At 65.2% G+C, this 22,281-nt stretch carries 24 protein-coding genes; 18 read left to right on the top strand and 6 right to left on the bottom strand.

The annotated features are described in order from the left end of the window. The coding region (locus ACFDR9_RS16420) for a hypothetical protein (protein WP_409031695.1) at positions 1-236 on the top strand (236 nt) is incomplete at its 5' end. Positions 237-289: 53 nt separating this feature from the next. Here ACFDR9_RS16420 and ACFDR9_RS16425 read toward each other — a convergent pair. From ACFDR9_RS16425 to ACFDR9_RS16440, 4 genes are all read right to left on the bottom strand, one after another. Continuing rightward, entirely contained in the window at positions 290-625 is a 336-nt protein-coding gene (locus ACFDR9_RS16425; protein ID WP_409031696.1) for a DUF1840 domain-containing protein, read from the bottom strand. Positions 626-719: 94 nt separating this feature from the next. Further along, entirely contained in the window at positions 720-1,265 is a 546-nt protein-coding gene (locus tag ACFDR9_RS16430) for a hypothetical protein (RefSeq protein ID WP_409031697.1), read from the bottom strand. A 52-nt stretch (positions 1,266-1,317) separates the two neighbouring features. Beyond that, the gene (locus ACFDR9_RS16435) at positions 1,318-2,832 is read right to left on the bottom strand and encodes a YifB family Mg chelatase-like AAA ATPase (protein ID WP_409031698.1); all 1,515 of its coding nucleotides are present in this window, start codon (positions 2,830-2,832) and stop codon (positions 1,318-1,320) included. A 282-nt stretch (positions 2,833-3,114) separates the two neighbouring features. Beyond that, positions 3,115-3,372: an accessory factor UbiK family protein gene (locus ACFDR9_RS16440; protein WP_017877653.1), complete on the bottom strand. Its 258-nt coding sequence runs from the start codon at positions 3,370-3,372 to the stop codon at positions 3,115-3,117. 270 nt (positions 3,373-3,642) lie between these two features. On the opposite strand from ACFDR9_RS16440, the gene ACFDR9_RS16445 reads away from it, so the two are divergent. From ACFDR9_RS16445 to ACFDR9_RS16505, 13 genes are all read left to right on the top strand, one after another. Then, positions 3,643-4,386 carry a TorF family putative porin gene (locus ACFDR9_RS16445; protein WP_409031699.1) on the top strand — a complete coding sequence of 248 codons (744 nt, stop codon included), beginning with the start codon at positions 3,643-3,645 and terminating at the stop codon, positions 4,384-4,386. A gap of 11 nt (positions 4,387-4,397) precedes the next feature. After that, positions 4,398-4,736 carry a P-II family nitrogen regulator gene (locus ACFDR9_RS16450; RefSeq protein ID WP_017877651.1) on the top strand — a complete coding sequence of 113 codons (339 nt, stop codon included), beginning with the start codon at positions 4,398-4,400 and terminating at the stop codon, positions 4,734-4,736. 16 nt (positions 4,737-4,752) lie between these two features. Next, entirely contained in the window at positions 4,753-6,327 is a 1,575-nt protein-coding gene (locus tag ACFDR9_RS16455) for an ammonium transporter (RefSeq protein ID WP_409031700.1), read from the top strand. Positions 6,328-6,503: 176 nt separating this feature from the next. Then, positions 6,504-7,802: a glutamate--cysteine ligase gene (gene gshA, locus ACFDR9_RS16460; protein WP_017877649.1), complete on the top strand. Its 1,299-nt coding sequence runs from the start codon at positions 6,504-6,506 to the stop codon at positions 7,800-7,802. 133 nt (positions 7,803-7,935) lie between these two features. Next, on the top strand, positions 7,936-8,883 hold the full coding sequence (gshB, locus tag ACFDR9_RS16465; protein WP_409031701.1) for a glutathione synthase: 948 nt from the start codon (positions 7,936-7,938) through the stop codon (positions 8,881-8,883). A gap of 1 nt (position 8,884) precedes the next feature. Continuing rightward, positions 8,885-9,292 carry a PTS sugar transporter subunit IIA gene (locus ACFDR9_RS16470; protein WP_409031702.1) on the top strand — a complete coding sequence of 136 codons (408 nt, stop codon included), beginning with the start codon at positions 8,885-8,887 and terminating at the stop codon, positions 9,290-9,292. A 70-nt stretch (positions 9,293-9,362) separates the two neighbouring features. After that, positions 9,363-9,632 (top strand): HPr family phosphocarrier protein, encoded by a 270-nt coding sequence (locus tag ACFDR9_RS16475; protein ID WP_017877646.1) that lies wholly within the window; start codon positions 9,363-9,365, stop codon positions 9,630-9,632. 44 nt (positions 9,633-9,676) lie between these two features. After that, complete coding sequence (ptsP, locus tag ACFDR9_RS16480; RefSeq protein ID WP_409031713.1) at positions 9,677-11,419, top strand: phosphoenolpyruvate--protein phosphotransferase; 1,743 nt, start codon at positions 9,677-9,679, stop codon at positions 11,417-11,419. Between the two features lie 90 nt (positions 11,420-11,509). Continuing rightward, positions 11,510-12,700, top strand: a complete 1,191-nt coding sequence (locus tag ACFDR9_RS16485) for a homoserine O-acetyltransferase (RefSeq protein WP_409031703.1) — start codon at positions 11,510-11,512, stop codon at positions 12,698-12,700. Then, positions 12,697-13,311 (top strand): methionine biosynthesis protein MetW, encoded by a 615-nt coding sequence (gene metW, locus ACFDR9_RS16490; RefSeq protein ID WP_017877643.1) that lies wholly within the window; start codon positions 12,697-12,699, stop codon positions 13,309-13,311. The genes ACFDR9_RS16485 and metW overlap by 4 nt, the downstream gene beginning before the upstream one ends. Next, positions 13,311-14,558: an AmpG family muropeptide MFS transporter gene (locus ACFDR9_RS16495; protein WP_017877642.1), complete on the top strand. Its 1,248-nt coding sequence runs from the start codon at positions 13,311-13,313 to the stop codon at positions 14,556-14,558. Before metW ends, ACFDR9_RS16495 begins: the two co-directional genes overlap by 1 nt. Continuing rightward, on the top strand, positions 14,555-15,442 hold the full coding sequence (locus tag ACFDR9_RS16500; RefSeq protein WP_409031704.1) for a M48 family metallopeptidase: 888 nt from the start codon (positions 14,555-14,557) through the stop codon (positions 15,440-15,442). The genes ACFDR9_RS16495 and ACFDR9_RS16500 overlap by 4 nt, the downstream gene beginning before the upstream one ends. Positions 15,443-15,455: 13 nt before the next feature. Beyond that, positions 15,456-16,382, top strand: a complete 927-nt coding sequence (locus ACFDR9_RS16505) for a pseudouridine synthase (protein ID WP_409031705.1) — start codon at positions 15,456-15,458, stop codon at positions 16,380-16,382. A 61-nt stretch (positions 16,383-16,443) separates the two neighbouring features. On the opposite strand, the gene ACFDR9_RS16510 is transcribed toward ACFDR9_RS16505, so the two are convergent. Continuing rightward, positions 16,444-17,214 (bottom strand): exodeoxyribonuclease III, encoded by a 771-nt coding sequence (locus ACFDR9_RS16510; RefSeq protein WP_017877639.1) that lies wholly within the window; start codon positions 17,212-17,214, stop codon positions 16,444-16,446. Positions 17,215-17,322: 108 nt separating this feature from the next. Between ACFDR9_RS16510 and pyrE the strand changes: the two genes are divergently transcribed. The 3 genes from pyrE to ACFDR9_RS16525 all read left to right on the top strand — a co-directional run bounded on the left by pyrE (position 17,323) and on the right by ACFDR9_RS16525 (position 19,754). Further along, positions 17,323-17,985: an orotate phosphoribosyltransferase gene (pyrE, locus tag ACFDR9_RS16515; protein ID WP_026133093.1), complete on the top strand. Its 663-nt coding sequence runs from the start codon at positions 17,323-17,325 to the stop codon at positions 17,983-17,985. 131 nt (positions 17,986-18,116) lie between these two features. Then, entirely contained in the window at positions 18,117-19,013 is an 897-nt protein-coding gene (locus tag ACFDR9_RS16520; protein ID WP_409031706.1) for an alpha/beta fold hydrolase, read from the top strand. Positions 19,014-19,112: 99 nt separating this feature from the next. Beyond that, the gene (locus ACFDR9_RS16525; protein WP_017877636.1) at positions 19,113-19,754 is read left to right on the top strand and encodes a YitT family protein; all 642 of its coding nucleotides are present in this window, start codon (positions 19,113-19,115) and stop codon (positions 19,752-19,754) included. A 120-nt stretch (positions 19,755-19,874) separates the two neighbouring features. Here ACFDR9_RS16525 and ACFDR9_RS16530 read toward each other — a convergent pair whose 3' ends face one another. Further along, complete coding sequence (locus ACFDR9_RS16530; RefSeq protein WP_409031707.1) at positions 19,875-20,909, bottom strand: oxidoreductase; 1,035 nt, start codon at positions 20,907-20,909, stop codon at positions 19,875-19,877. Positions 20,910-21,221: 312 nt separating this feature from the next. On the opposite strand from ACFDR9_RS16530, the gene ACFDR9_RS16535 reads away from it, so the two are divergent. After that, entirely contained in the window at positions 21,222-22,190 is a 969-nt protein-coding gene (locus tag ACFDR9_RS16535; protein WP_409031708.1) for a PEP-CTERM sorting domain-containing protein, read from the top strand. Positions 22,191-22,281 lie beyond the last annotated feature (91 nt).

A 22,281-nucleotide genomic window follows, 5' to 3' on the forward strand; every position in this document is an offset into this window, starting at 1 on the left:
CCATCCCGAACAGGACCGTGAAACAATTTTGCGCCGATGATAGTGCTGCAACCAGTGTGAAAGTAGGTTATCGTCAGGCTTGTTATATTAAAAAACCCCACCAGCCCCAGCGCGCTCAAAATCGCGCTGGGCGCCGGTGGGGTTTTTTTCCGTCCGCGTTTTTGTCGGCGTTAAACCAGAAGCAAACCTGGGGTCAGACCCCGGCCCTTGCTTTTGGTTTCGCTTCGCAGATGTAAAAAAAGCCCTTCTAGCTAACGAAGGGCTTGGTCCGCTACTGATTCAACTTACTTCAAACGCCCCAGACGATATCGTTGCCGTTGGCGCTGGCCGAACGCAGCATTTCCATCAGCGGAAAGGCGCGGGCGCCGAAATCCACCCGCTGTACCTTGGCTTCTTCCAGCTTGTCGTCATCTTCTTTTTCCACCGCGCTGGTATCGGCCGCAGGCTCCTGGCGCTGGCGGCTTGCCACGACTTCTTGCTCCAGCGTCGCCATTGCGCCTGCCGCTTCCGCCGCGGTGATAATGCCGCGCGCCGGGCTCTTATGCAGCAGGTCCAGGATGGGTTGAGCGTTGTCTTGCAACATCAGCACGTCGGCCGACGATTTGGATTTGAAAGTGATCAACATAAGTGCTTTCTGAAACTGTTATTTAGTTTGCCAACAATATCACGTTCGCCTGTTTCAGCTTTAGCGGTGGCGCTTCAAACGTGCGGCCGCCGTTTCAGTGCAGTTTGACCGAACTCATGAAGGTTTCGACGCTGTCGCGATCAAGGTGTTTTTCCTTGCCCAGCACGATGATTTGATAGACGCGCTTATCTTGGGCCGCAAAGCGCCCGACCAGCAGCATGGGCGTGCCGTTTTGCATGCCATTCGCTTCAATCTCAATCGATGATTTCTGGCTGGATGCACCGTTGCTGCTGCTGGCCGCCGACGATGCCTTTTCGCTTTTCACGGTGCCGCCGATGTTCTTGACCATCGCCGTTTTCATTGCCGCCAGCGCGGCCTTGGCCTTGGCGGCGTCGGCCATGTCGGCGCTGCCGATGGCAAAGGTGGTGCCGTCGATCTCGGCGGCGGTCATGGTCATGTTCGCTTTCACACCGTTGAGGTCCACTTCGCGGGTGAAGCTTGCCGGTTTGGCTGGAAAGAGGGCGGAATAGCTCGCGTCCGGGCTGCGGTAGTCGCGCCAGTCGAATTTAGGGCTGCAGGCTGACAAGCCGCAGACGGCAACTAGCGTGCCCAGCACGGTGGGGATGGTTTTTTTTAGCATGGGCAAATGGTAGCAGCCGGGCCGGCGCGAGGCAATCGCGCACGCGCCGCTGTCAGCGTTCGCGCAAGGCGCGGCGATATTGGATCGCTTCGGCGACGTGCTGCGGCGCGATGGCCGGCGCGCCGGCCAGGTCGGCGATGCTGCGCGCCACCTTCAGCACGCGGTGGTAGGCGCGCGCCGACCAGCGCAGCCGCAGCATCGCCGTGCGCAGCAATTGTTCGCCTTCGTCGTCGAGCTGGCAATGCCGGTCGATTTCGCGCGCCACCAGGTGCTGGTTGGCTTTGCCCTGGCGCGCCAGTTGCAGCTGGAACGCCAGCGCGACGCGCTGGGCGACATCGGCCGAGCTTTCACCGTCGGCCGCCGCGCTCAGCGAGGCGGGCGGCATGGCCGCCACTTCGATCTGCATGTCGATGCGGTCGAGCAGGGGGCCGGAGATGCGGCCCTGGTAGCGCAGCACGGATTCGGTTGTGCAACGGCAGCGGTCCGACTGGCCCAGGAAGCCGCAGGGGCAGGGGTTCATCGCCGCGATCAGTTGGAAGCGCGCCGGAAAGTCGGACTGGTGCGCCGCGCGCGAAATGGTGATGCGACCGGATTCCAGCGGCTGGCGCAACACCTCCAGCACGCGCCGGTCGAATTCTGGCAGTTCGTCGAGAAACAGGATGCCGCAATGGGCCAGCGAAATTTCACCCGGACGCGGCACGCTGCCGCCGCCGACCAGGGCGACGCCGGACGCGGTGTGGTGCGGCGCGCGGAATGGCCGGCGCTTCCAATTGCCGGCGTTGAAGCCGCCCGTCAGCGATTGCACGGCGGCCGATTCGAGCGCCTCCTCGTCCGTCATCGGCGGCAATAAGCCGCCAAAGCGCAGCGCCAACATGGTCTTGCCGGCGCCCGGCGGGCCGATCAGGATGATGCTGTGGGCGCCGGCGGCCGCCACCTCCAGCGCGCGCTTGGCCTGGCGCTGGCCTTTCACGTCGGCGAAGTCGGGGTAGGCGAACTGCGTGTCCGGCAGGCGGGCGCTGTGGCGTTGCAGCGCGGCGGCCGGATCGCGCGCGGCGAAGTGCGCGCACACCTGTAGCAGCGTGCTGGCGGGGTAAATGGCGGCGTCCTTGACCAGCGCCGCCTCGTCGGCGTTGGCCAGCGGCAGGATGAAGGCGCGCGGTTTGCCGTCGGCGCTGCGCTGCATGGCGAAGGTCATCGCCAGCGCGCCGCGGATGGGCCGCAGTTGGCCCGACAGCGATAGTTCGCCGGCAAATTCGTATTGGTTCAGGCGCCCCCCCGGGATCTGGCCGGAGGCGGCCAGAATGCCCAGCGCGATCGGCAGGTCGAAGCGCCCCGATTCCTTCGGCAGGTCGGCCGGGGCGAGGTTGACGGTGATGCGCCGGTTCGGCATGTCGAAGCCGCCGTTTTGCAGCGCCGCGCGGACCCGGTCGCGCGATTCCTTCACTTCGGTATCGGGCAGGCCAACGATGGTAAACGACGGCAAACCGTTGGCCAGGTGGACTTCGACGTTCACTTCAGGCGCGTCCATACCGGCCAGGGCGCGGCTTTTCAACACGGCGAGGCTCATGGTTTTCCTTGCGGCTGGGGATCGGCGTTACTGGGATCGTAAGGGGTTTTGCAGGGGGCGCTTTGAGGGCGACCAAACCTGGCGTGTATAGACGGCTGGAGCGGGGAGGGATGTGACCAAACGCGTTAGGCTGGAGCCGGGTTTTGTAGGTCGGGTTAGCCCGCCAGGGCGTAACCCGACAACGTCGTTGGCCTGGAGCAGCGCGTCTCGCTCCGGCCAACATTGTCGGATTAGGCTTCGCTAATCCGACCTACGACACGCTAACTTAACGCTATGCGGGGCTTACGCGTCTTTCGACAGGACCGGCGGCAGGCGCGCTTCCAGTTCGGCCACGCGCGTTTCCAGCGCGTCGAGTTTGGCGCGGGTCTTGGCCAGCACTTGCGCCTGGATGTCGAATTCCTCGCGCGTCACCAGGTCGAGCTTGGAGAAACCCTGGGTCATCATCGATTTGACGTTCTTTTCTATGTCTTTGGCCGGCGAGTTTTCTATCGCTTGGTTGATCTTGCTCTGTAAGTCGGTGAAGAAGTTGTTCATATCCATGGGTATCCTTTGTGGCTGGCAGGCGCGTCGCACCATTGCGGTGCGCCCCCGGCGTTAAATTGGTGCGGGTCTGGCTAATGTGATAACGCGGCACGCTTGCGGTTCTGTGCGACCTGGCGAAAACGGGGCACGCCAGGGTTGAAATGTCCATAACGGGCAGCGGCGGCTGCTGGCACGCATTCTGCTAATGAGGTTACTGACAGCATTTTGAGCCTCATCCCAGATTTTAAACCCCAACCGCCATTAAAGTTCAATCAAAAGGAAATCGTTATGAAAAACCTGACCACGAACCTGACTCTAGCTGCCGCGTTGACCCTTGCAATGAGCGCCATCGGGACCGTTGCCCACGCCGAAGATGCGGCGACGCCGGAGCACGCCGTCAGTTACAACGTGGCCGTGACCAGCGATTACCGTTTCCGCGGCGTCTCGCAAACCCGCTTGCAGCCGGCGCTGCAGGGCGGCGCCGACTACGTCAACAATCCAACCGGCCTGTACGCCGGCGTGTGGGCGTCGAACATCAAATGGATCAAGGACGCGAAGGGCGGCAGCGATATCGAGATTGACCTGTATGGCGGCAAGCGCGGTGAAATCGCCAAGGACGTCAGCTACGACGTCGGTGGCCTGTACTACTTCTACCCGTCGAACGACCTGAACCCGAGCGCCAACACCTTCGAGGTCTACGGCCAAATCGGTTTCGGTCCGGCCTACGCCAAATACTCGGTGTCGACGACGAATTTGTTCGGCTTTTCCGACAGCAAACAAAGCGGCTACTTCGACATCGGCCTGAACTACGACGTCGCCCAAGGATATATGTTGAATCTGCACGCCGGCCACCAGGAAGTCAGACACAACGGTGCGGCCAGCTATAACGACTACAAAATCGGCGTGACCAAGGACTTCGGCGTCGTCACCGTCGCGCTGGCCGCGGTGAAGGCCGATATCGAGGTGCCCGCGCCGAACGGCAAAAACACGGCTAAAACCGGTCTCGTCCTGACCGTTTCCAAAACTTTCTAAGCGAGGCCAGCATGAAAATGATCACCGCCATTATCAAACCGTTCAAACTCGACGAGGTGCGCGAAGCCTTGTCGGCGATTAACGTGCAAGGCATCACGGTTACCGAAGTAAAAGGTTTCGGCCGCCAAAAAGGACATACCGAGCTGTATCGCGGCGCCGAATACGTCGTCGATTTCCTGCCTAAAACCAAAATCGAAGCGGCCGTCGACGACGCCATCGTCGACCAGGCAATTGAAGCCATCGAGACCGCGGCCCGCACCGGCAAGATCGGCGACGGCAAAATCTTCGTGTATAACCTGGAACAAGTCATCCGTATCCGCACCGGTGAAACCGGCAACGAAGCACTCTAAGGCAAGGGGAATATAGATGAATAAAAATATAACAAAATGGTTAGCCGGGATTGCTGTCCTGTTTGCTTGCAGCGTCGCGATCCCGAGCTTTGCCGCCGACGAGACCGCTGCAAAAGTTGAACCGGTGGCCACGGCCGCCGTGGCCGCGCCGGCTGCCGCGCCAGCTGCGGAGCCCGCCTCCGCGCCGGTTGCCGCCGCCGCAGCCGCACCGGCCGCCGCCGCGGCGGCACCGGCCGCCCCTGCCGCGCCGGCCGCCGCACCCGTCGCCAACAAGGGCGACACCGCCTGGATGATGGTGGCGACCTTGCTGGTGATCCTGATGACCATTCCCGGCCTGGCGCTGTTCTACGGCGGCCTGGTGCGCGCGAAAAACATGCTGTCGGTGCTGATGCAAGTGTTCATGGTCTTCGCCCTGATCATCGTGCTGTGGTGCCTGTACGGCTACTCGCTGGCGTTCACCGAGGGCGGCTCGTTCTTCGGCGGTTTCGGCCGCCTGTTCCTGAACGGCATCTGGGACCCGGCCGCCGGCACCTTCGCCTCGGCCGCCACTTTCAGCAAGGGCGTCGTCATTCCCGAATTCGTGTTTGTCGCGTTCCAAGGCACGTTCGCCGCCATTACCTGCGGCCTGATCGTCGGCGCCTTCGCCGAGCGCGCCAAGTTCGCCGCCGTGCTGGCCTTCGTGGTGCTGTGGTTCACCTTCTCTTACCTGCCGGTGGCCCATATGGTCTGGTTCTGGACCGGCCCCGACGCGATCAAAGACGCCGCCACGCTGGCCGCCGAAACGGCCAAGGCCGGTTGGATCTGGAAAAAAGGCGCGCTCGACTTCGCCGGCGGCACCGTGGTGCATATCAACGCCGCCGTGGCCGGCCTGGTCGGCGCGATCATGATCGGCAAGCGCGTCGGTTACGGCCGCGAATCGATGGCGCCGCACTCGCTGACCATGACCATGGTCGGCGCCTCGCTGCTGTGGGTCGGCTGGTTCGGTTTCAACGCCGGCTCGGCGCTGGAAGCGAACGACATCGCCGGCCTGGCCTTCATCAACACCTTGCTGGCCACCGCCGCGGCCACCGTGTCGTGGGTGTTCGGCGAGTGGATCTCCAAAGGCAAGCCATCGATGCTCGGTGGCGCCTCCGGCGCCGTCGCCGGCCTGGTGGCGATCACCCCGGCCTGCGGCTACGTCGGGCCGATGGGCGCATTGTTCATGGGCTTGCTCGCTGGTATGATCTGCCTGTGGGGTGTGAATGGTTTGAAACGCCTGATCGGCGCCGACGACTCGCTGGACGTGTTCGGCGTGCATGGCGTCGGCGGTATCCTGGGGGCCTTGCTGACCGGCGTGTTTGCCGCGCCACAACTGGGCGGCCAGGGCGTGTTCGACTACGTCGCCAACAAGATGTCGGCCGACGCTTATTCGATTGGCAACCAGGTCTGGATCCAGGCGCAGGCGGTCGGCACCACGATCGTCTGGTCGGCGCTGGTTTCGGTCATCGCCTACAAGCTGGTCGACGTGGTCATCGGCCTGCGCGTGCCGGAAGAAGAGGAGCGCGAAGGCCTGGACATCACCAGCCACGGCGAGTCCGCTTACCATTCCTGATTGTCGATTGTGCACGTGCCCGCGCAAGCGGGCCGGCCAAGGCGCCCCCAGCGGGCGCCTTTTTGCATTGCGGGACTTTAAAACAAGGGTTTTGCCCCGATTTGGGGTACTTGCACGGTAATATAGACAGCGCTATGTGCTTTTTTGATGCCGGCACATAATTTAAGGATGTCACCATGGTTCCCCACCTCGTCACGGCCCTGACCGGACCTCTGCTCGACCTTGAAAAGAAAATCCTGGCCGCGACGCCGGCCATTGAGCGCTGGTTCCGCATGGAGTGGCAAGAGCACACGCCGCCGTTTTATTGCTCGGTCGATTTGCGCAACGCCGGCTACAAGCTGGCCCCGGTCGACACCAATCTGTTCCCCGGCGGCTTCAACAACCTGGCCACCGAAATGCTGCCGCTGTCGGTGCAGGCGGCCATGGCGGCGATCGACAAGTATTGCCCCGACGCGCGCAACCTGTTGATGATCCCGGAGAGCCATACCCGCAATCCCTTCTACCTGCAAAACGTCGCGCGCCTGATGCAGATCTTCCGCCAGACCGGGCTGCACGTGCGCCTGGGCACGCTGGACCCGGAAATCACCCAGCCGACGCCGTTGGCTCTGCCGGACGGCAACATGCTGGTGATCGAGCCGCTGGTGCGCCTGAACAACGGCCGGCGCCTGGGCTTGAAGGATTTCGATCCCTGCACGATTTTGCTGAACAACGACTTGTCGGCCGGTATCCCGGATATCTTGCAAAACATTCACGAGCAAAGCCTGCTGCCGCCGCTGCACGCGGGCTGGGCGGTGCGCCGCAAGAGTAACCACTTCGCCGCCTACGACGAGGTGGCGAAGAAATTCGGCAAGATGATCGACGTCGACCCGTGGATGCTGAACCCCTTCCACAGCAAATGCAGCGACATCAATTTCCAGGAAGGCGAGGGCGAGGATTGCCTGGCGGCCAACGTGGACGTGCTGCTGGCGAAGATCCGCAAGAAGTACAAGGAATACGGCATCAAGGAAAAGCCTTTCGTCATCGTCAAGCCGGACGCCGGCACCTACGGCATGGGCATCATGACGGTGAAGGACGCCAGCGAGGTGCGCGACCTGACCCGCAAGCAGCGCAACAAGATGTCCGTCATCAAGGACGGCAAGGTGGTCACCGACGTCATTATCCAGGAGGGCGTGCCGACCTTCGAGAGCATCAAGGAGGCGGTGGCCGAGCCGGTGGTGTACATGATCGACCGCTACGTGGTGGGCGGCTTCTACCGCGTGCACGCCGAGCGCGGCGTCGACCAGAACCTGAACGCGCCCGGTTCGCAGTTCGTGCCGCTGGCGTTCGCGCAGCAGCACGCGGTGCCGGATTTGAAGGCCAAGCCGGGCACCGCCGCGCCGAACCGCTTCTATGTCTACGGCGTGGTGGCGCGGCTGGCGCTGCTGGCGGCGTCGCTGGAGATGGAGCGCACCGATCCGAATCCGGAAGTCTACTGAACCGTAGGCGCGAGCCCGGCTCCGCGCCCCCGGTTTGGCGGCGGCGGCCGGCGCGTGGCCGCAAAGCGGGCTCGACCGGACCGGCGCCGCCAATCTCGGCTAGAATCAGGCATTACCTCATTTGGACCCGACCATGAAAATCGCATTCCTCGCCGATCCGCTGGCAGGCTTTAAGACTTACAAAGACACCACCTACGCGATGATGGTCGAAGCGTCCCGCCGCGGCCACGCGGTGTACGCGTTCGAGCAGAAGGACATGGCGCTCGACGAGGGCGTGGTCAGCGCCAACGTCGCGCGCATCACCCTGACCGGCGAGGCCGACGACTGGTTCCGCGCCGACGTGCGCCACGAGACCCCGCTGGGCGAGTTCGACGCCATCATCGAACGCAAGGACCCGCCCTTCGACATGGAGTACGTCTACGGCACCTATCTGCTGGAGCTGGCCGAGAAGCAGGGCGCGCACGTCTTCAACAAGCCGTCGGCGATCCGCGACAACAATGAAAAACTGTCGATCGCGCAGTTTTCGCAGTTCACCTCGCCGACCCTGGTCACTTCCAGCGAGGCGCGCCTGCGCGCCTTCCACGCGCGCCACCAGGACGTCATCTTCAAGCCGCTCGACGGCATGGGCGGCACCGGCATCTTCCGCGTCAAGTCCGACGCCCTGAACCTGGGCGCGATCATCGAGACGCTGAGCGACAACGGCGCCCGCACCATCATGGCGCAGCGCTTCATCCCGGAGATCGCCAAGGGCGACAAGCGCATCCTGGTCATCGGCGGCAAGCCGGTGCCGTTTTCGCTGGCGCGCATCCCGCAGGGCGGCGAAGTGCGCGGCAACCTGGCCGCCGGCGGCGTCGGCGTGGCGCAGCCCTTGACGGCGCGCGACCTGGAAATCGCCGAAACGCTGGGGCCGATACTGGCGGCGCGCGGCCTGATGCTGGTAGGATTGGACGTGATCGGCGACTACCTCACCGAAATCAACGTCACCAGCCCGACCTGCTTCCAAGAGATCGGGCAGCAGACCGGTTTCGACGTCGCCGCGATGTTCATCGACGCCGTCGAGCGCGGCGTGGCGGGGCGCTGAGATGGTCGGCATTCTGCTGATGACGCACGCGCCGCTGGGCCAGGCCTTCGTGGCCGCCTGCGCCCACGTGTTCCGCGGCCCGACCGAGCGCCTGGAGGCGATCGACGTCACCGCCGACCAGGACCTACTGGAGGTGCAGGCGCTGGCGCAGGAAGCCATCCGCCGCCTCGACGACGGCGGCGGCGTGCTGGTCATGACCGACATCAAGGGCGGCACGCCGGCCAACTGCTGCAACAAGCTGCACGACGTCGGCCAGGTCGAGGTGATCGCCGGAATCAGCCTGCCGATGCTGCTGCGCGCCATCACCTACCGCCGCGACACGCTCGACGTGGTGGTGGAGATGGCGCTGGCCGGCGCGCAAAGCGGCGCGGTAAGGGTCGACAACCGCATCCGCGTCGGCGAGAATTAGGGGGGGACCCGAGGGGCAATCCCCCGGAGTGAAAGTAGCGCCTTATAACTGCGACTGAGACAATATAAAAATGATTCAACAAGAACTCGAAATCATCAACAAGCTGGGTCTGCACGCGCGCGCCTCGGCCAAGTTCACGCAACTGGCCGCCAAGTTCCAGAGCGATGTCTGGCTGACCCGCAACTCGCGCCGCATCAACGCCAAGTCCATCATGGGGGTGATGATGCTGGCCGCCGGCAAGGGCGCCAAGGTGACGCTGGAGGCCGAGGGCGCGGACGAGGGTCCCTGCGTCGCCGCCCTCGCCGCGCTGATCAACGACAGGTTCGGCGAAGGCGAGTAATGCCTTCCGACCGCAGCCACACCCGCATCCCGACAGGTCCGCCGATGGCGTCCTTCACCTTGCACGGCATTCCGGTCTCGCGCGGCATCGCCATCGGCCGCGCCCACCTGCTGGCGCCGGCCGCGCTCGACGTCAAGCACTACCTGGTCGCCGAGGAGCTGCTGGAGGCCGAGGAGCGCCGCCTGCGGCACGCGCTGGCCGAGGTGCACAAGGAATTGCAGACGCTGTGGAACGAGCTGCCGAAGGACGCCCCGACCGAACTGGGCGCCTTCATCGACGTGCACGCGCTGATCCTCTCGGACCCGCTCATATCCGAAGCGCCGCTGGACATCATCCGCTCGCGCCACTACAACGCCGAGTGGGCCCTGCTGACGCAGATCGACGAGCTATCGGCGCAGTTCGACGAGATCGAAGACCCCTACCTGCGCGAGCGCAAGGCCGACATCCAGCAGGTGGCCGAGCGCGTCCTCAAGGTGCTGTTGGGCAGCGAGCCGCTGCCGTCTGCCAGGGCCGGCGACGACCCGTTCCAGGCGCAGATGATCGTCGTCGCCCACGACATTTCGCCGGCCGACATGCTGCAGTTCCGCGACCGCTCCTTCATCGGCTTCGTCACCGACGTCGGCGGCCAGAACTCGCACACGGCGATCGTCGCGCGCAGCCTCGACATACCGGCCGCGGTCGGCATGTCGCAGGCCTCGACGCTGATCGAGCAGGACGACTGGCTGATCATCGACGGCGACGCCGGCGTCGTCATCGCCAACCCCAGCGCGCTGGTGCTGGAGCAGTACCGCGAGCGGCAGAACGCCATGCAGCGCGCCCGCAAGAAGCTCAACAAGCTGAAGAAAACCCCGGCCGTGACCAGGTGCGGCACGCCGATCACGCTGCTGGCCAACATCGAGCTGCCGGACGACTGCGCGGTGGCGATGGAGTCCGGCGCCAGCGGCATCGGCCTGTTCCGCTCGGAGTTCCTGTTCATGGGGCGCGGCCACAAGATCCCGTCCGAGGACGAGCAGTTCGAGGCCTACCGCCAGACGGTGGTGTCGATGAAGGGCCGGCCGGTGACCATCCGCACGCTCGACATCGGCGCCGACAAGCCGCTCGACCAGTCCGACCACACCGCGCTGAACCCGGCGCTGGGGCTGCGGGCGATCCGCTACTGCCTGGCCGAGCCGCAGATCTTCCTGACCCAGTTGCGGGCGATCCTGCGCGCCTCGGCCTTCGGCAAGGTGCGCATCCTGATCCCGATGCTGGCGCACGCCTTCGAGATCGACCAGTCGCTGGCGATGATCGCCCAGGCCAAGGCCGAGCTGCGCGAGGCCAACATCAAGTTCGACGCCGACGTCGACGTCGGCGCCATGATCGAGATCCCGGCGGCGGCGCTGGCGCTGCCGATGTTCGTCAAGCGCATGGACTTCCTGTCGATCGGCACCAACGACCTGATCCAGTACACGCTGGCGATCGACCGGGTCGACTACGAGGTCGCGCACCTGTACAACCCGCTCCACCCGGCGGTGCTGCAACTGATCTCGATGACCATCACGGCCGGCCACAAGGCCGGCATCGACGTCGCCGTCTGCGGCGAGATGGCGGGCGACGTCAAGCTCACGCGCCTGCTGCTGGGCATGGGCCTGCGCGAATTCTCGATGCATCCGGCGCAGCTGCTGGCGGTCAAGCAGGAAATCCTCAACAGCGACCTGGGCCTGATTACGCCGCGCACGCGGAAAATTTTGCGCTCGATGGAGCCAAATGTCATCGCCGAGGCGGTCCGCCAGTTGCAGGTGATGTAAGATTGCCATGCGGAGCCCGGGCGCCGGGCTCCGCGGCGGCGCCCCGGCCTTTCTTTCCACCCCATTTTTAACGTTGACAAGTACAAGCACATGGCCTCCATTGGAATCGTATCGCCGCAGACTATGCAGTTTGCGCAACCACTGCTGTTGCAAAGCGGAGCCACGCTGCACGACTACATGTTGATGTACGAAACCTATGGCACCCTCAACGCCGACAAGTCGAACGCCGTGCTGGTGTGCCACGCGCTGAACGCCTCGCACCACGTGGCCGGGGTCTACGCCGACCAGCCGAAAAGCCTCGGCTGGTGGGACAACATGGTCGGCCCCGGCAAGCCGCTCGACACCGACAAGTTCTTCGTCATCGGCGTCAACAACCTCGGCTCCTGCTTCGGCTCGACCGGGCCGATGCACAGCAACCCGGCCACCGGCAAACCCTACGGCGCCGCCTTCCCGGTGGTGACGGTGGAGGACTGGGTGGTGTCGCAGTCGCGCCTGGCCGACGCCCTCGGCATCGACCAGTTCGCCGCCGTCATGGGCGGCTCGCTGGGCGGCATGCAGGCGCTGGCCTGGAGCATCATGTTCCCGGCGCGGCTGCGCCACTGCGTCGTCATCGCCTCCACCGCCAAGCTGTCGGCGCAGAACATCGCCTTCAACGACGTCGCCCGCCAGGCCATCCTGTCGGACCCGGACTACCACGGCGGCGACTTTTACGCCCACGGCGTGGTGCCGAAGAACGGCCTGCGGGTGGCGCGCATGGTCGGCCACATCACCTACCTGTCGAACGACGACATGGCCGAAAAATTCGGCCGCAAGCTGCGCGACGCCGCCCAGACCGGCAACTACAAGTTCGGCTTCGGCATCGACTTCGAGATCGAGTCCTACCTGCGCTACCAGGGCGACAAGTTCTCCGAGTACTTCGACGCCAACACCTACCTGTTGATCACCAAGGCGCTCGACTACTTCGACCCGGCGCGCGCCCACGACGGCGACCTGGCGGCGGCGCTGGCGCACACCCGGGCCAAGTTCTTCCTGGCCTCGTTCTCGACCGACTGGCGCTTTTCGCCCGAGCGCAGCCGCGAAATCGTCCAGGCGCTGGTGAGCAACCGGCGCCAGGTGACCTACGCCGAAATCGACGCGCCGCACGGCCACGACGCCTTCCTGCTGGAGGACCAGCGCTACATGAACATGGTGCGCGCCTATTACGAGCAGGTCTGGGCCGAAGGCGCCGCCCTGCCGCACACCGCACCGACCGCCAAGCACGGCAACAAGGAATACGCATGAACTTCGACGACTTGAGCGCGCTGCGCCCCGACCTCGCCTTTATCGCCCACTGGGTGCCGAACAAGGCCCACGTGCTCGACGTCGGCTGCGGCGACGGCGTCATGCTGCAGTACCTGCAAAGCGACAAGGCCTGCAGCGGCTACGGCATCGAAATCGCCGACGACAAGGTGCTCGCCAGCACCCGCCGCGGCGTCAACGTGATCCAGCAGGACATGGAGAAGGGCCTGGCCGTGTTCGGCGACAACAGCTTCGACACGGTGTTGTGCCTGTCCTCGCTGCAAATGATGAAGCACGTCGAGGACCTGCTGCGCGACATCGTGCGGGTCGGCGCCGAGGCCATCGTCTCCTTCCCCAACTTCGCCTACTGGCCGCACCGCGCCGCGCTGCTGCGCGGGCGCATGCCGGTGTCGAAATCGCTGCCCTACCAGTGGTACGACACGCCCAACCTGCGCTGCGCCACCATCTCCGACTTCGAGGAACTGGCCAACCAGGTCGGCCTGGAGGTGCTCGAATGCGTCGCGCTGGGCGCCGACGGCAAGCCGGTGACCTTCCTGCCCAGCCTGCGCGGCAGCATGGCGGTGTTCCGGCTGCGTAAAAAAGCGCTCCACTGATGTCGCGGCGGACCAAGGGCGCGGCGTGGCGGGACTACCTGAACACGCGCATGCTGACGGTGCTGGTGCTTGGTTTCAGTTCGGGCCTGCCGCTGTTCATCCTGCTGTACCTGCTGCAGGCGTGGCTGGCCAAGTCCGGCCTGAACGTCAAGGCGCTAGGCTTGTTCGCGCTGGTGCAGTTCCCCTACATCTGGAAATTCCTGTGGGCGCCGCTGATGGACCGCTTCAGCTTTGGCTCGCTGGGGCGGCGCCGCGGCTGGATGGCGCTGACCCAGGCCGCGCTGTTCGTGGCGATCGGCTGCATGGGCATGCTCGACCCGCTGACCCAGATCGGCCCGATCGCGCTGGCGGCAGCCGGCGTGGCCTTCCTGTCGGCCAGCCAGGACATCGTCATCGACGCCTACCGCCGCGAGATCCTCTCCGACAACGAGCAGGGCCTGGGCGCCGCCGTCATCGTCAACGCCTACAAGGTGTCCGGCATGGTGCCGGGCGCGCTGGCGCTGGTGCTGGCCGACCGCATGCCGTGGCAGCCGGTGTTCTGGATCACGGCGGCGTTTATGCTGCCGGGGCTGCTGTGCACGCTGCTGATCAAGGAGCCGGCCGTCTACGGCGCGCCGCCGAAGACGATGAAGGACGCCATCATCCTGCCGTTCAAGGAATTCATCGCCCGCGACGGCTGGCGCCACGCCCTGTGGATACTCGCCTTCGTGCTGCTGTATAAGATCGGCGACAGCATGGCCACCGCGCTGGCCACCAAGTTCTACCTCGACCTCGGTTTCACGATGACGCAGATCGGCCTGGCCGCCAACACCACCGGCTTCTGGGCCAGCCTGGCCGGCGGCGTGGTCGGCGGCGTCTGGATGGTCAAGCTGGGCATCAACCGCGGCCTGTGGGTGTTCGGCGCCTTGCAGGCGGTGGCCATCCTCGGCTTCGCCTGGCTGGCCCAGGCCGGCGCCAACACCGTCTTACTCAGCGCGGTGATCGGCTTCGAGGCCTTCGCCAGCCTGGGCCTGGGCGCGGCCGCCTTCGTCGCCTTCCTGTCGCGCAGCACCGACCCGCGCTACACCGCCACCCAATACGCGCTGTTCACCAGCCTGGCGGCGGTGCCGCGCACCTTCATCAATTCATCGGTAGGCTATATCGTCGCTGAAACCGGCTGGTTCACGTTCTTTATCGTGTGCTTCGTTTTGGCGTTTCCTGCGATGATGATGCTACCTAAAATCGCACCATGGAACGAAAAAAAATGATCGCATTAAAACGTCTGACGGTTCTCTTGAGCCTTTCCGCCTGCGCCGGTTTGGCGCTGGGCGAGCAAGCGCCGTCCGTACAGGACGGTATCGAAGTCAAGCCGCTGTCGAGGTGGCGCAATCTGCAGGACCAGCAGGAAGTGGACCAGCAGGCGCAAAGCCAGTACGCCGAGATGATAGACGAGGCGCAGCAAAAGGGCGCGCTGGTCGACGCCGCGCATCCGCAGGTGAAGCGCCTGCGCGCCATCGCCGCGCGCCTGACGCCGTACGCGCCGCGCTGGAACGAGCAATCGGCGCAGTGGAAATGGGAAGTCAACCTGCTCAACTCGCCGCAGGTGAACGCCTTCTGCATGCCGGGCGGGCGCATCGCGTTCTACAGCGGCATCCTGACGACGCTCAAGCTGAGCGACGACGAGGTGGCGGTGGTCATGGGCCATGAAATCGCCCACGCGTTGCGCGAGCACGGCCGCGCCCAGGCCGCCAAAACCAACGCCACCTCGATCGGCAGCCGCTTGCTCGGCGCCGGCGCGGCGGCCCTGTTCGGCGTCGACCCGCGCATCACCGGCACCGTCGCCGACATGGCGGCCAAGGGTTTGAGCCTGCATTACTCGCGCGACGACGAGCGCGAAGCCGACCTGGTCGGGCTGGACCTGGCCGCGCGCGCCGGCTTCGACCCGCGCGCCGGCATCGTGCTGTGGCAAAAAATGGGCTCGCTGAACAAGAGCGCGCCGCCGGCCTTCATGTCGACCCATCCGTCCGGCGCCGACCGCATCGACATCATGCAGAGCCACATGGGCCAGGTGTTGCCGCTGTACGCGCGCAGCAAGGGCGTCAGCGTGGAGAAACTGCCGGCCTACCGCAGCAGCGCGATCGCCAGCAAATAATGGCGCGGCCAGCGTGACGCCGCGCAAGGAGGCGCCGCGGCCGGCGCCGCTGCCGGTGCGCGACGGCGTCGCGCCCAGCTACCTGTGGCTGCCCGAAGGCGGCTGGGCCGACATGCTCAGCTTCCTGGTCGAACGCTTCCCGCTGGTAACAAAGGCGGAGTGGGGCGAGCGCATGGCGCGCGGCGAGGTCGTCAGCGGCGACGGCGTCGCGCTGCAGCCGGGCAGCCAGTTCCGCCGCGGCATGCGCATCTTTTACTACCGCGAGCTGGAGCGCGAAACCCCGATCCCGTTCGAGGAGCGCATCCTGTTCCAGGACGAGCACCTGGTCGTCGTCGACAAGCCGCATTTCCTGCCGATGATACCCAGCGGGCGCTTCCTGCGCGAGACGCTGCTGGTGCGCCTGAAGAAAAAGCTGGCGCTGGACGACCTGAGCCCGATCCACCGGCTCGACCGCGAGACCGCCGGCGTGGTGGTTTTTTCCAGCCGGCAAGCCAGTCGCGGCGCCTACCAGTCGCTGTTCCAACGGCGCGAGGTCAGCAAGGTCTACGAGGCGCTGGCGGCGCCGCTGGCGGGGCGCGACTACCCCTTCGTCCACCGCAGCCGCATGGTTGAAGGCGAGCCCTTCTTCCGCATGCGGGAGGTGGCCGGCGAGGCGAATTCGGAAACCGAGGTCGACGTTATCGAAGCGCGCGGCGCCGCCGCGCTATACCGGCTGCGCCCGCACACCGGCCGCAAGCACCAGTTGCGCGTGCACATGGCGGCGCTGGGCGTGCCCATCATTAACGACGCCTTCTATCCGGTGGCGCTGCCGTGCAAGGAGGACGACGTCTCGGCGCCGCTGCAACTGCTGGCGCGGGCGATTTCGTTCACCGATCCGCTGACGGGCGAATTGCGCCAATTTGAAAGCGGCAGGACGCTCGACCTGGACGCGTTCGCCTGAACCGCGCCGCCCGGGCTAGCCGTGCGGTAATGCCGCCGGCTAAGCCGGCCTACGACAACGCTTATATCGAATAGTCGATCGTCAACGGCGCGTGGTCGGAAAAGCGCTCATCCTTGTAGATCGCCACGGTCTTGGCCTGCGCCGCGATGCCGGGCGTGGCGACGTGGTAGTCGATGCGCCAGCCGACGTTCTTGGCCCAGGCCTGGCCGCGGTTGCTCCACCAGGTGTATTGCTCCTCGCGCTTGTCGAGGCCGCGGTGCACGTCGACGAAGCCGACTTCGTCGAAGACCCGCGTCAGCCAGGCGCGCTCTTCCGGCAGGAAACCGGAATTCTTCTTGTTGCCCTTCCAATTCTTCAAGTCGATCTCGTTGTGGGCGATGTTCCAGTCGCCGCAGATGACCACTTCGCGGCCCTCGGCCTTGAGTTGCAGCAGGTGCGGCAGGAACAATGCCATGAAGCGGAACTTGGCTTCCTGGCGCTCCGGCGAGGACGAGCCGGACGGGCAATACACGGAAATCACCGACAGGGTGCCGAAATCGCAGCGCACGTAGCGGCCCTCGGCGTCGAACTCCGGGCTGCCGAAGCCGATGTGGACGGCGTCGGGCGCCAGTTTGCTATAGACGCCGGTGCCGGAATAGCCTTTCTTCTCGGCGTAGTGGAAATGGCCGTGGTAGTTGCCGGGGTTGAGGAACTCGGGCGTCATGTCGGGCAGTTGCGCCTTCAACTCTTGCACGCAGATGAAGTCGGCCGACTGCGCCGCCATCCAGGTGAAGAAGCCTTTTTTGGACGCCGAACGGATGCCGTTCAAGTTGGCGGAAATGATTTTTGGCATAGATAGGGGGGGAAGAGGGCGGGCCGGCGCGCAACCGGCCTGCGGGATTGATTGTCGCGCCGGGGCGCGCGGATTAAAATACAGGCACTTTTAATAAATGAGGCCATCGTGAACAATTTACGTCAACAGTTTATCGCGTTTTCAGTGTCGACGGGCGTGTTGCGCTTCGGCGACTTCACCACGAAGGCCGGGCGCCAGTCGCCGTACTTCTTCAACGCCGGCCTGTTCCACGACGGCGCCACGCTGGCGCAACTGGCGCAGTTCTACGCCCAGACCCTGCTCGACTCCGGCGTTGAATTCGACATGCTGTTCGGTCCCGCCTACAAGGGCATCACGCTGGCCTCGGCCACCGCCGTGGCGCTGGCCGGCAAGGGCCGCAACACCTCGTTCGCCTTCAACCGCAAGGAAGCCAAGGACCACGGCGAGGGCGGCACCATCGTCGGCGCCAAGCTGCAGGGCAAGGTCGTCATCATCGACGACGTCATCTCGGCCGGCACCTCGGTGCGCGAGTCGGTCGACATGATCCGCGCCGCCGGCGCCGAACCGTGCGCCGTGCTGATCGCGCTGGACCGCATGGAGCGCTCGGGCAAGGACGGCGAACTGTCGCCGAGCTCGGCGGTGCAAGAGGTTAGCAAGGCCTACGGCATCCCGGTCATCTCGATCGGCAACCTCGACGACCTGTTCGCCTACCTGAACGGCGCCGGCGCCGACCCCGGGCTGCTGCAATACAAGGACGCGGTGGCGGCCTACCGCGGCCGCTACGGCATCTAAACCGGAGCCGCCTGCGAGCGACTCGATCCGGCTTACAGTGTTTCTTGATCCTTTGAGCGTCGCCGCCTCATGGCGGCGCCGATTTAGGTTAAGCTGCAACCATGCCATATATACAATGCGAAGGCGGCCACATGAGATTTTCCGAGGATAAGCTGGCGCTGCTCACATGCAGCGATCTGGTCGCGCGGCGCATCCATATCTGGCAGCCGGAGCAGCCGCGCGCGGTGATCCTGGCAATCCACGGCGGCATGGCGCACGCCGGCGACTACGTGACGCCGGCGCTGTACTTCCGCGCCCACGGCATCGCCACGGTGAGTTTCGACATGTGCGGCCACGACGGCAAGAAGCGGGTCGACATTCCCGGTTTCGACAGTTTCCTCGACGACGCCGAGCTGTTCTTGCAATGGGTCAAGCGCCACTATCCGGGCTTGCCGATCTTCGTCATGGGGCATTCGATGGGTGCGCTGATCGCCACCCACCTGGGCCTGGCGCGCTTCGCCGGCGACGCCGACATCAAGGGCTTCATCCTGTCCTCGCCGTACTACGTGAACGCGATCAAGGTGCCGAAGGTGTTGCTGCTGCTATCCGACTTCCTCGCCAAGGTGTTTCCGACCATGAAGGTGCCGCTCGGTTCCCTGACCGAGGTGCTGACGCACGACCGCGGCATCATCGCGCGCCATGTCGCCGACGAAAAGGACAACGTCCGCGCCACCGAGGTGACGGTGCGTTTCGCCGCCGCGCTGACGTCGGCCCAGTCCGGGCTGGCCAGCCGCTTGCCGGCCTGGCGCTTTCCGGTGTTTGGCGTGGTCGCCGGCGACGACAAGCTGGCCGACGCCGCCGCGTCGCAGGCGATGCTGGCGTCGATCTCGCCGGCGCTGCTGGAATACCATTTTTATCCGGATAATTACCACGAGAATTTCAACGAACTCAACCGGGACAAGATCTTTGGCCAGATCTTGCACTGGCTGGACGGCTTGCTGGAAGCCCCGCGCGGCAGCCAGCCGGAAGGCCCGGCCAGCGCCATTTAAGGGGCGCTGGCCGGGGCGGCCTAGGCACGATGGCGGATGGGCAGCGGCGCGCAGCTGCGTATAATCAATTGCTTCCTCCGCCGCCATGGAAGCACGCCGATGTCCGCCCCTCAAAACCGGCCCAGCGCCGACCCGCCCGCCAACACGCAGGCGTGCCACTCCCTGTTTGAAGACCTCCAAGCCTTGCTTACCGGCACGCTGGTGGTGGCGCTCGGCATCGCCATGTACAAGAAGGCCGGCCTGCTGACCGGCGGCGTGACCGGCGTGGCCTTCCTGTCGCATTACGCCAGCGGCATCAATTTCGGCCTGCTGCTGGTCGGCATCAACCTGCCGTTTTATGTCTTCGCGCTCAAGCGCATGGGGCTGGCGTTCACCGTCAAGAGCCTGCTCGCGCTGGCGCTGGTGGCCTTGTTTACCGAGTATTCGTCGGCGCTGCTGCGCTTCGAGTGGCTGCACCCGGTGGTGGCCGGCGTCGTCGGCGGCATGCTGATGGGCGTGGGCATGTTGATCCTGTTCCGCCACAAAGCCAGCCTGGGCGGCTTTAGCGTGCTCGCCCTGTATCTGCAGGAAACGCGCGGCTGGCGCGCCGGCAAGGTGCAGATGGCGCTCGATTGCGCCATCCTGCTCGGTTCGGCTTTTGTCGTCGAGCCTATGATGATCGCGATCTCCATCCTGGGCGCGGTGGTGCTGAACTTGTCGCTGGCGACCAACCACAAGCATGGCAGGTATATGGCGGCGTAGGTCGGGCCGGCAACGCTGAAATCAAGCAAAGGGGTCAGACCCTGGGGGGCTGGCCCCGGGGTTACGCCCTTGGTTTTAACGATTTCAGCGCCGCAGCCGCGTCATTCAACGGCATCAAGCTCAGACCGCGACAACACGGCCCTCGCTGGCGCTGCGCAGGGCCGCCTCGATCAGGCGTATCGTCGCCAGCGCGTCTTGCGCCGCCACCGGCGCCGGGGCGCCGTTGCGGATGGCGTCGGCCATGCCCTGGTAGAAGTGTTGATAGCAGCCGTCGGCCATCGGCAGGTGCTGGGCCTGGCCGTCGGCGGCGTCGGCCAGGTGCAGCGCGCCGTGCACCGGGTCGCGGCCCCAGCCGGGTTGGCCCGGGCGGCCGCCGGCTTTCAAGGCGTCTTCCTGCGGGTCCAGGCCGAATTTGACGAAGCTGCCCTTGTCGCCGTGCACGGCGAAGCGCGCCGTCGGCGCGTTGACCAGGCAGCCCGCCTGCAGCACCACGCGCAGGCGTTCGTAATACAGCACCAGGTGGAAATAGTCGACCGCGGCGGCGCCGTCGCGCAGCAGCGCGATGTCGGCGTACAGCCGCTGCGGCGGGCCGAACAGTTGCAAGGCCTGGTCGAGCATGTGCGGGCCGAGGTCGTACAGCAGGCCGCCGCCCGGCGCGGCCGATTCGCGCCAGCGTTGTTTGATATCGGGCCGGAACCGGTCGAAATGCGATTCAAAGCTCGTCACGCGGCCCAGCGTGCCTTGCGCCAGCAGTGCCTTCAAGCTCAGGAAATCGGCGTCCCAGCGGCGGTTGTGGTACACGCTGAGCACGCGCCCGGCCGCCTTGGCGCAGGCGATCAGCGTTTCGGCCTCGGCGCTGGTGATGGTGAAGGGCTTGTCGACCACCACGTGCTTGCCCGCCAGCAGGGCGGCGTGCGCCAGGCTGAAGTGCGCCTCGTTCGGCGCCGCGATCACCACCAGTTCAATCGACGGGTCGGCGTACAGTTGCGCCGCGTCGGCGTACACGGTGGCCGCCGGCCAATCCTTGTGGACCAGCTCGGGTTTGCTGGAGGCGACCGCGGTCAGTTCCAGCGTCTCGACGACCGTCAATACCGGGGCGTGGAAGGTGGAGCCGGCAAAGCCGTAGCCAACCAAACCAGTTTTAATTTTTTGCATGGGATTCTCGCGGCGGGTGGACGGTCCATGATGATACCCGTTCGCCGCCGGCGGCGCAGGGCGCTACACCGGGGACAGACCACGATTTCCGGGAAAGCTTTCCGGGAAATCGTGGTCTGTCCCCGGTTTGCTCGTGTCGCGAGAAAGCTTTGTCGAAAATCTTGGTCTGTCCCCGCGTTCGCCGGTGTCGGGAAATCTGACAGGGGGCGGCTGCGCTACCGGGCAGGCCGGGCCGTGGCGCCGCGCGCACCGGCGCGGCGGCGTCTGGCCCGATATATGCATGAACCTTCTTACTTTCCAATGGGGGTGGTCATGATGAATTTTCGTTGCGGATGGGGCGGGCTGGCGCTCGCGGCAAGCCTGGGCGCCGCGCCGGTCGCGCAGGCGGCGCCGCTCAAGGTGCTCTGGTACAGCTATGCCGACCAGGCGTCGGAATACAAGGAAAAAATCTCGCTGCTGGCCGATTCGGTACAGACTTTGCCCAGCGGGACGGGACAGGCCTGGAACCTGACGTATTTCGGGCCCGGCAGCGCGGCGCCGAATTTTTCACGGTACGATGTGTTGGTGGTGCAAAGCGGCGAGGCCTTCCGCACCGGCGCGCCGGGCGCTCCGAACGCGCGGCCTGACTACAGCGGCATTCTGGGCAACAAGGCGGCGATCGCCTCCGCCCGCGGCGACCGCACCTTCCTGACCGGCGCCGATTCCGACTTCCACGCCGTGCGCGGCGACACCGGCAACATCGCCTTTCCGGCGAAATGCTCGCCGAGCATCACGGCGCCCGCGTGCTGGGACGGCGCGCTGGGCCACTCGGTCAACGCCGTCAACTGGGCCGGCAACGGCAACGGCATGGGCGTGGTGTCGTTCTTGGACGGCGAGTTTCCCGGTTCGTTCTGGTGGACCAAGCAGGACTCCTTCCTGCGCCAGGAACTGCTCGGCAATGTCGGCTACGGCGGCCACGACCAGCACGCGCTGTTCGACGCCCGCAGCGCGGCCCTGCCGCTCAATGCCGGCCTGAGCTCGCAGGGCTTGTCGAACTGGAACTTGTCCTTCCACGCCTTCTTCAAGGACAGCACGCCGGGTTACACGCAGGTGGTCGATTCCACCGCGCTGCCGGGCTGGGCGCTGGCGATCGCCACCTCGGGCACGGCAGCGGGGGCGCTGAGCGCGCCGGTGATGCTGCCGCAGGTTGACGAGCCCGCCATGCCGCTGATGCTGGCGCTGGGGCTGGCCACGCTCGGCGTCATCCGGCGGCGCCGGGGCCGGAGCGTGGCGCCGCATTGAAGCCTGGAGGGCCGGTAGTCCGGCGCAAGCTGGACGACCCGGCGCGCAGCCGCATGCGCGGGTGGTGTGGCAGGGGCGCAGCCATCCTTGG

It is taken from the genome of Janthinobacterium sp. CG_23.3, from assembly GCF_046115965.1.
Lineage (GTDB): Bacteria > Pseudomonadota > Gammaproteobacteria > Burkholderiales > Burkholderiaceae_D > Janthinobacterium.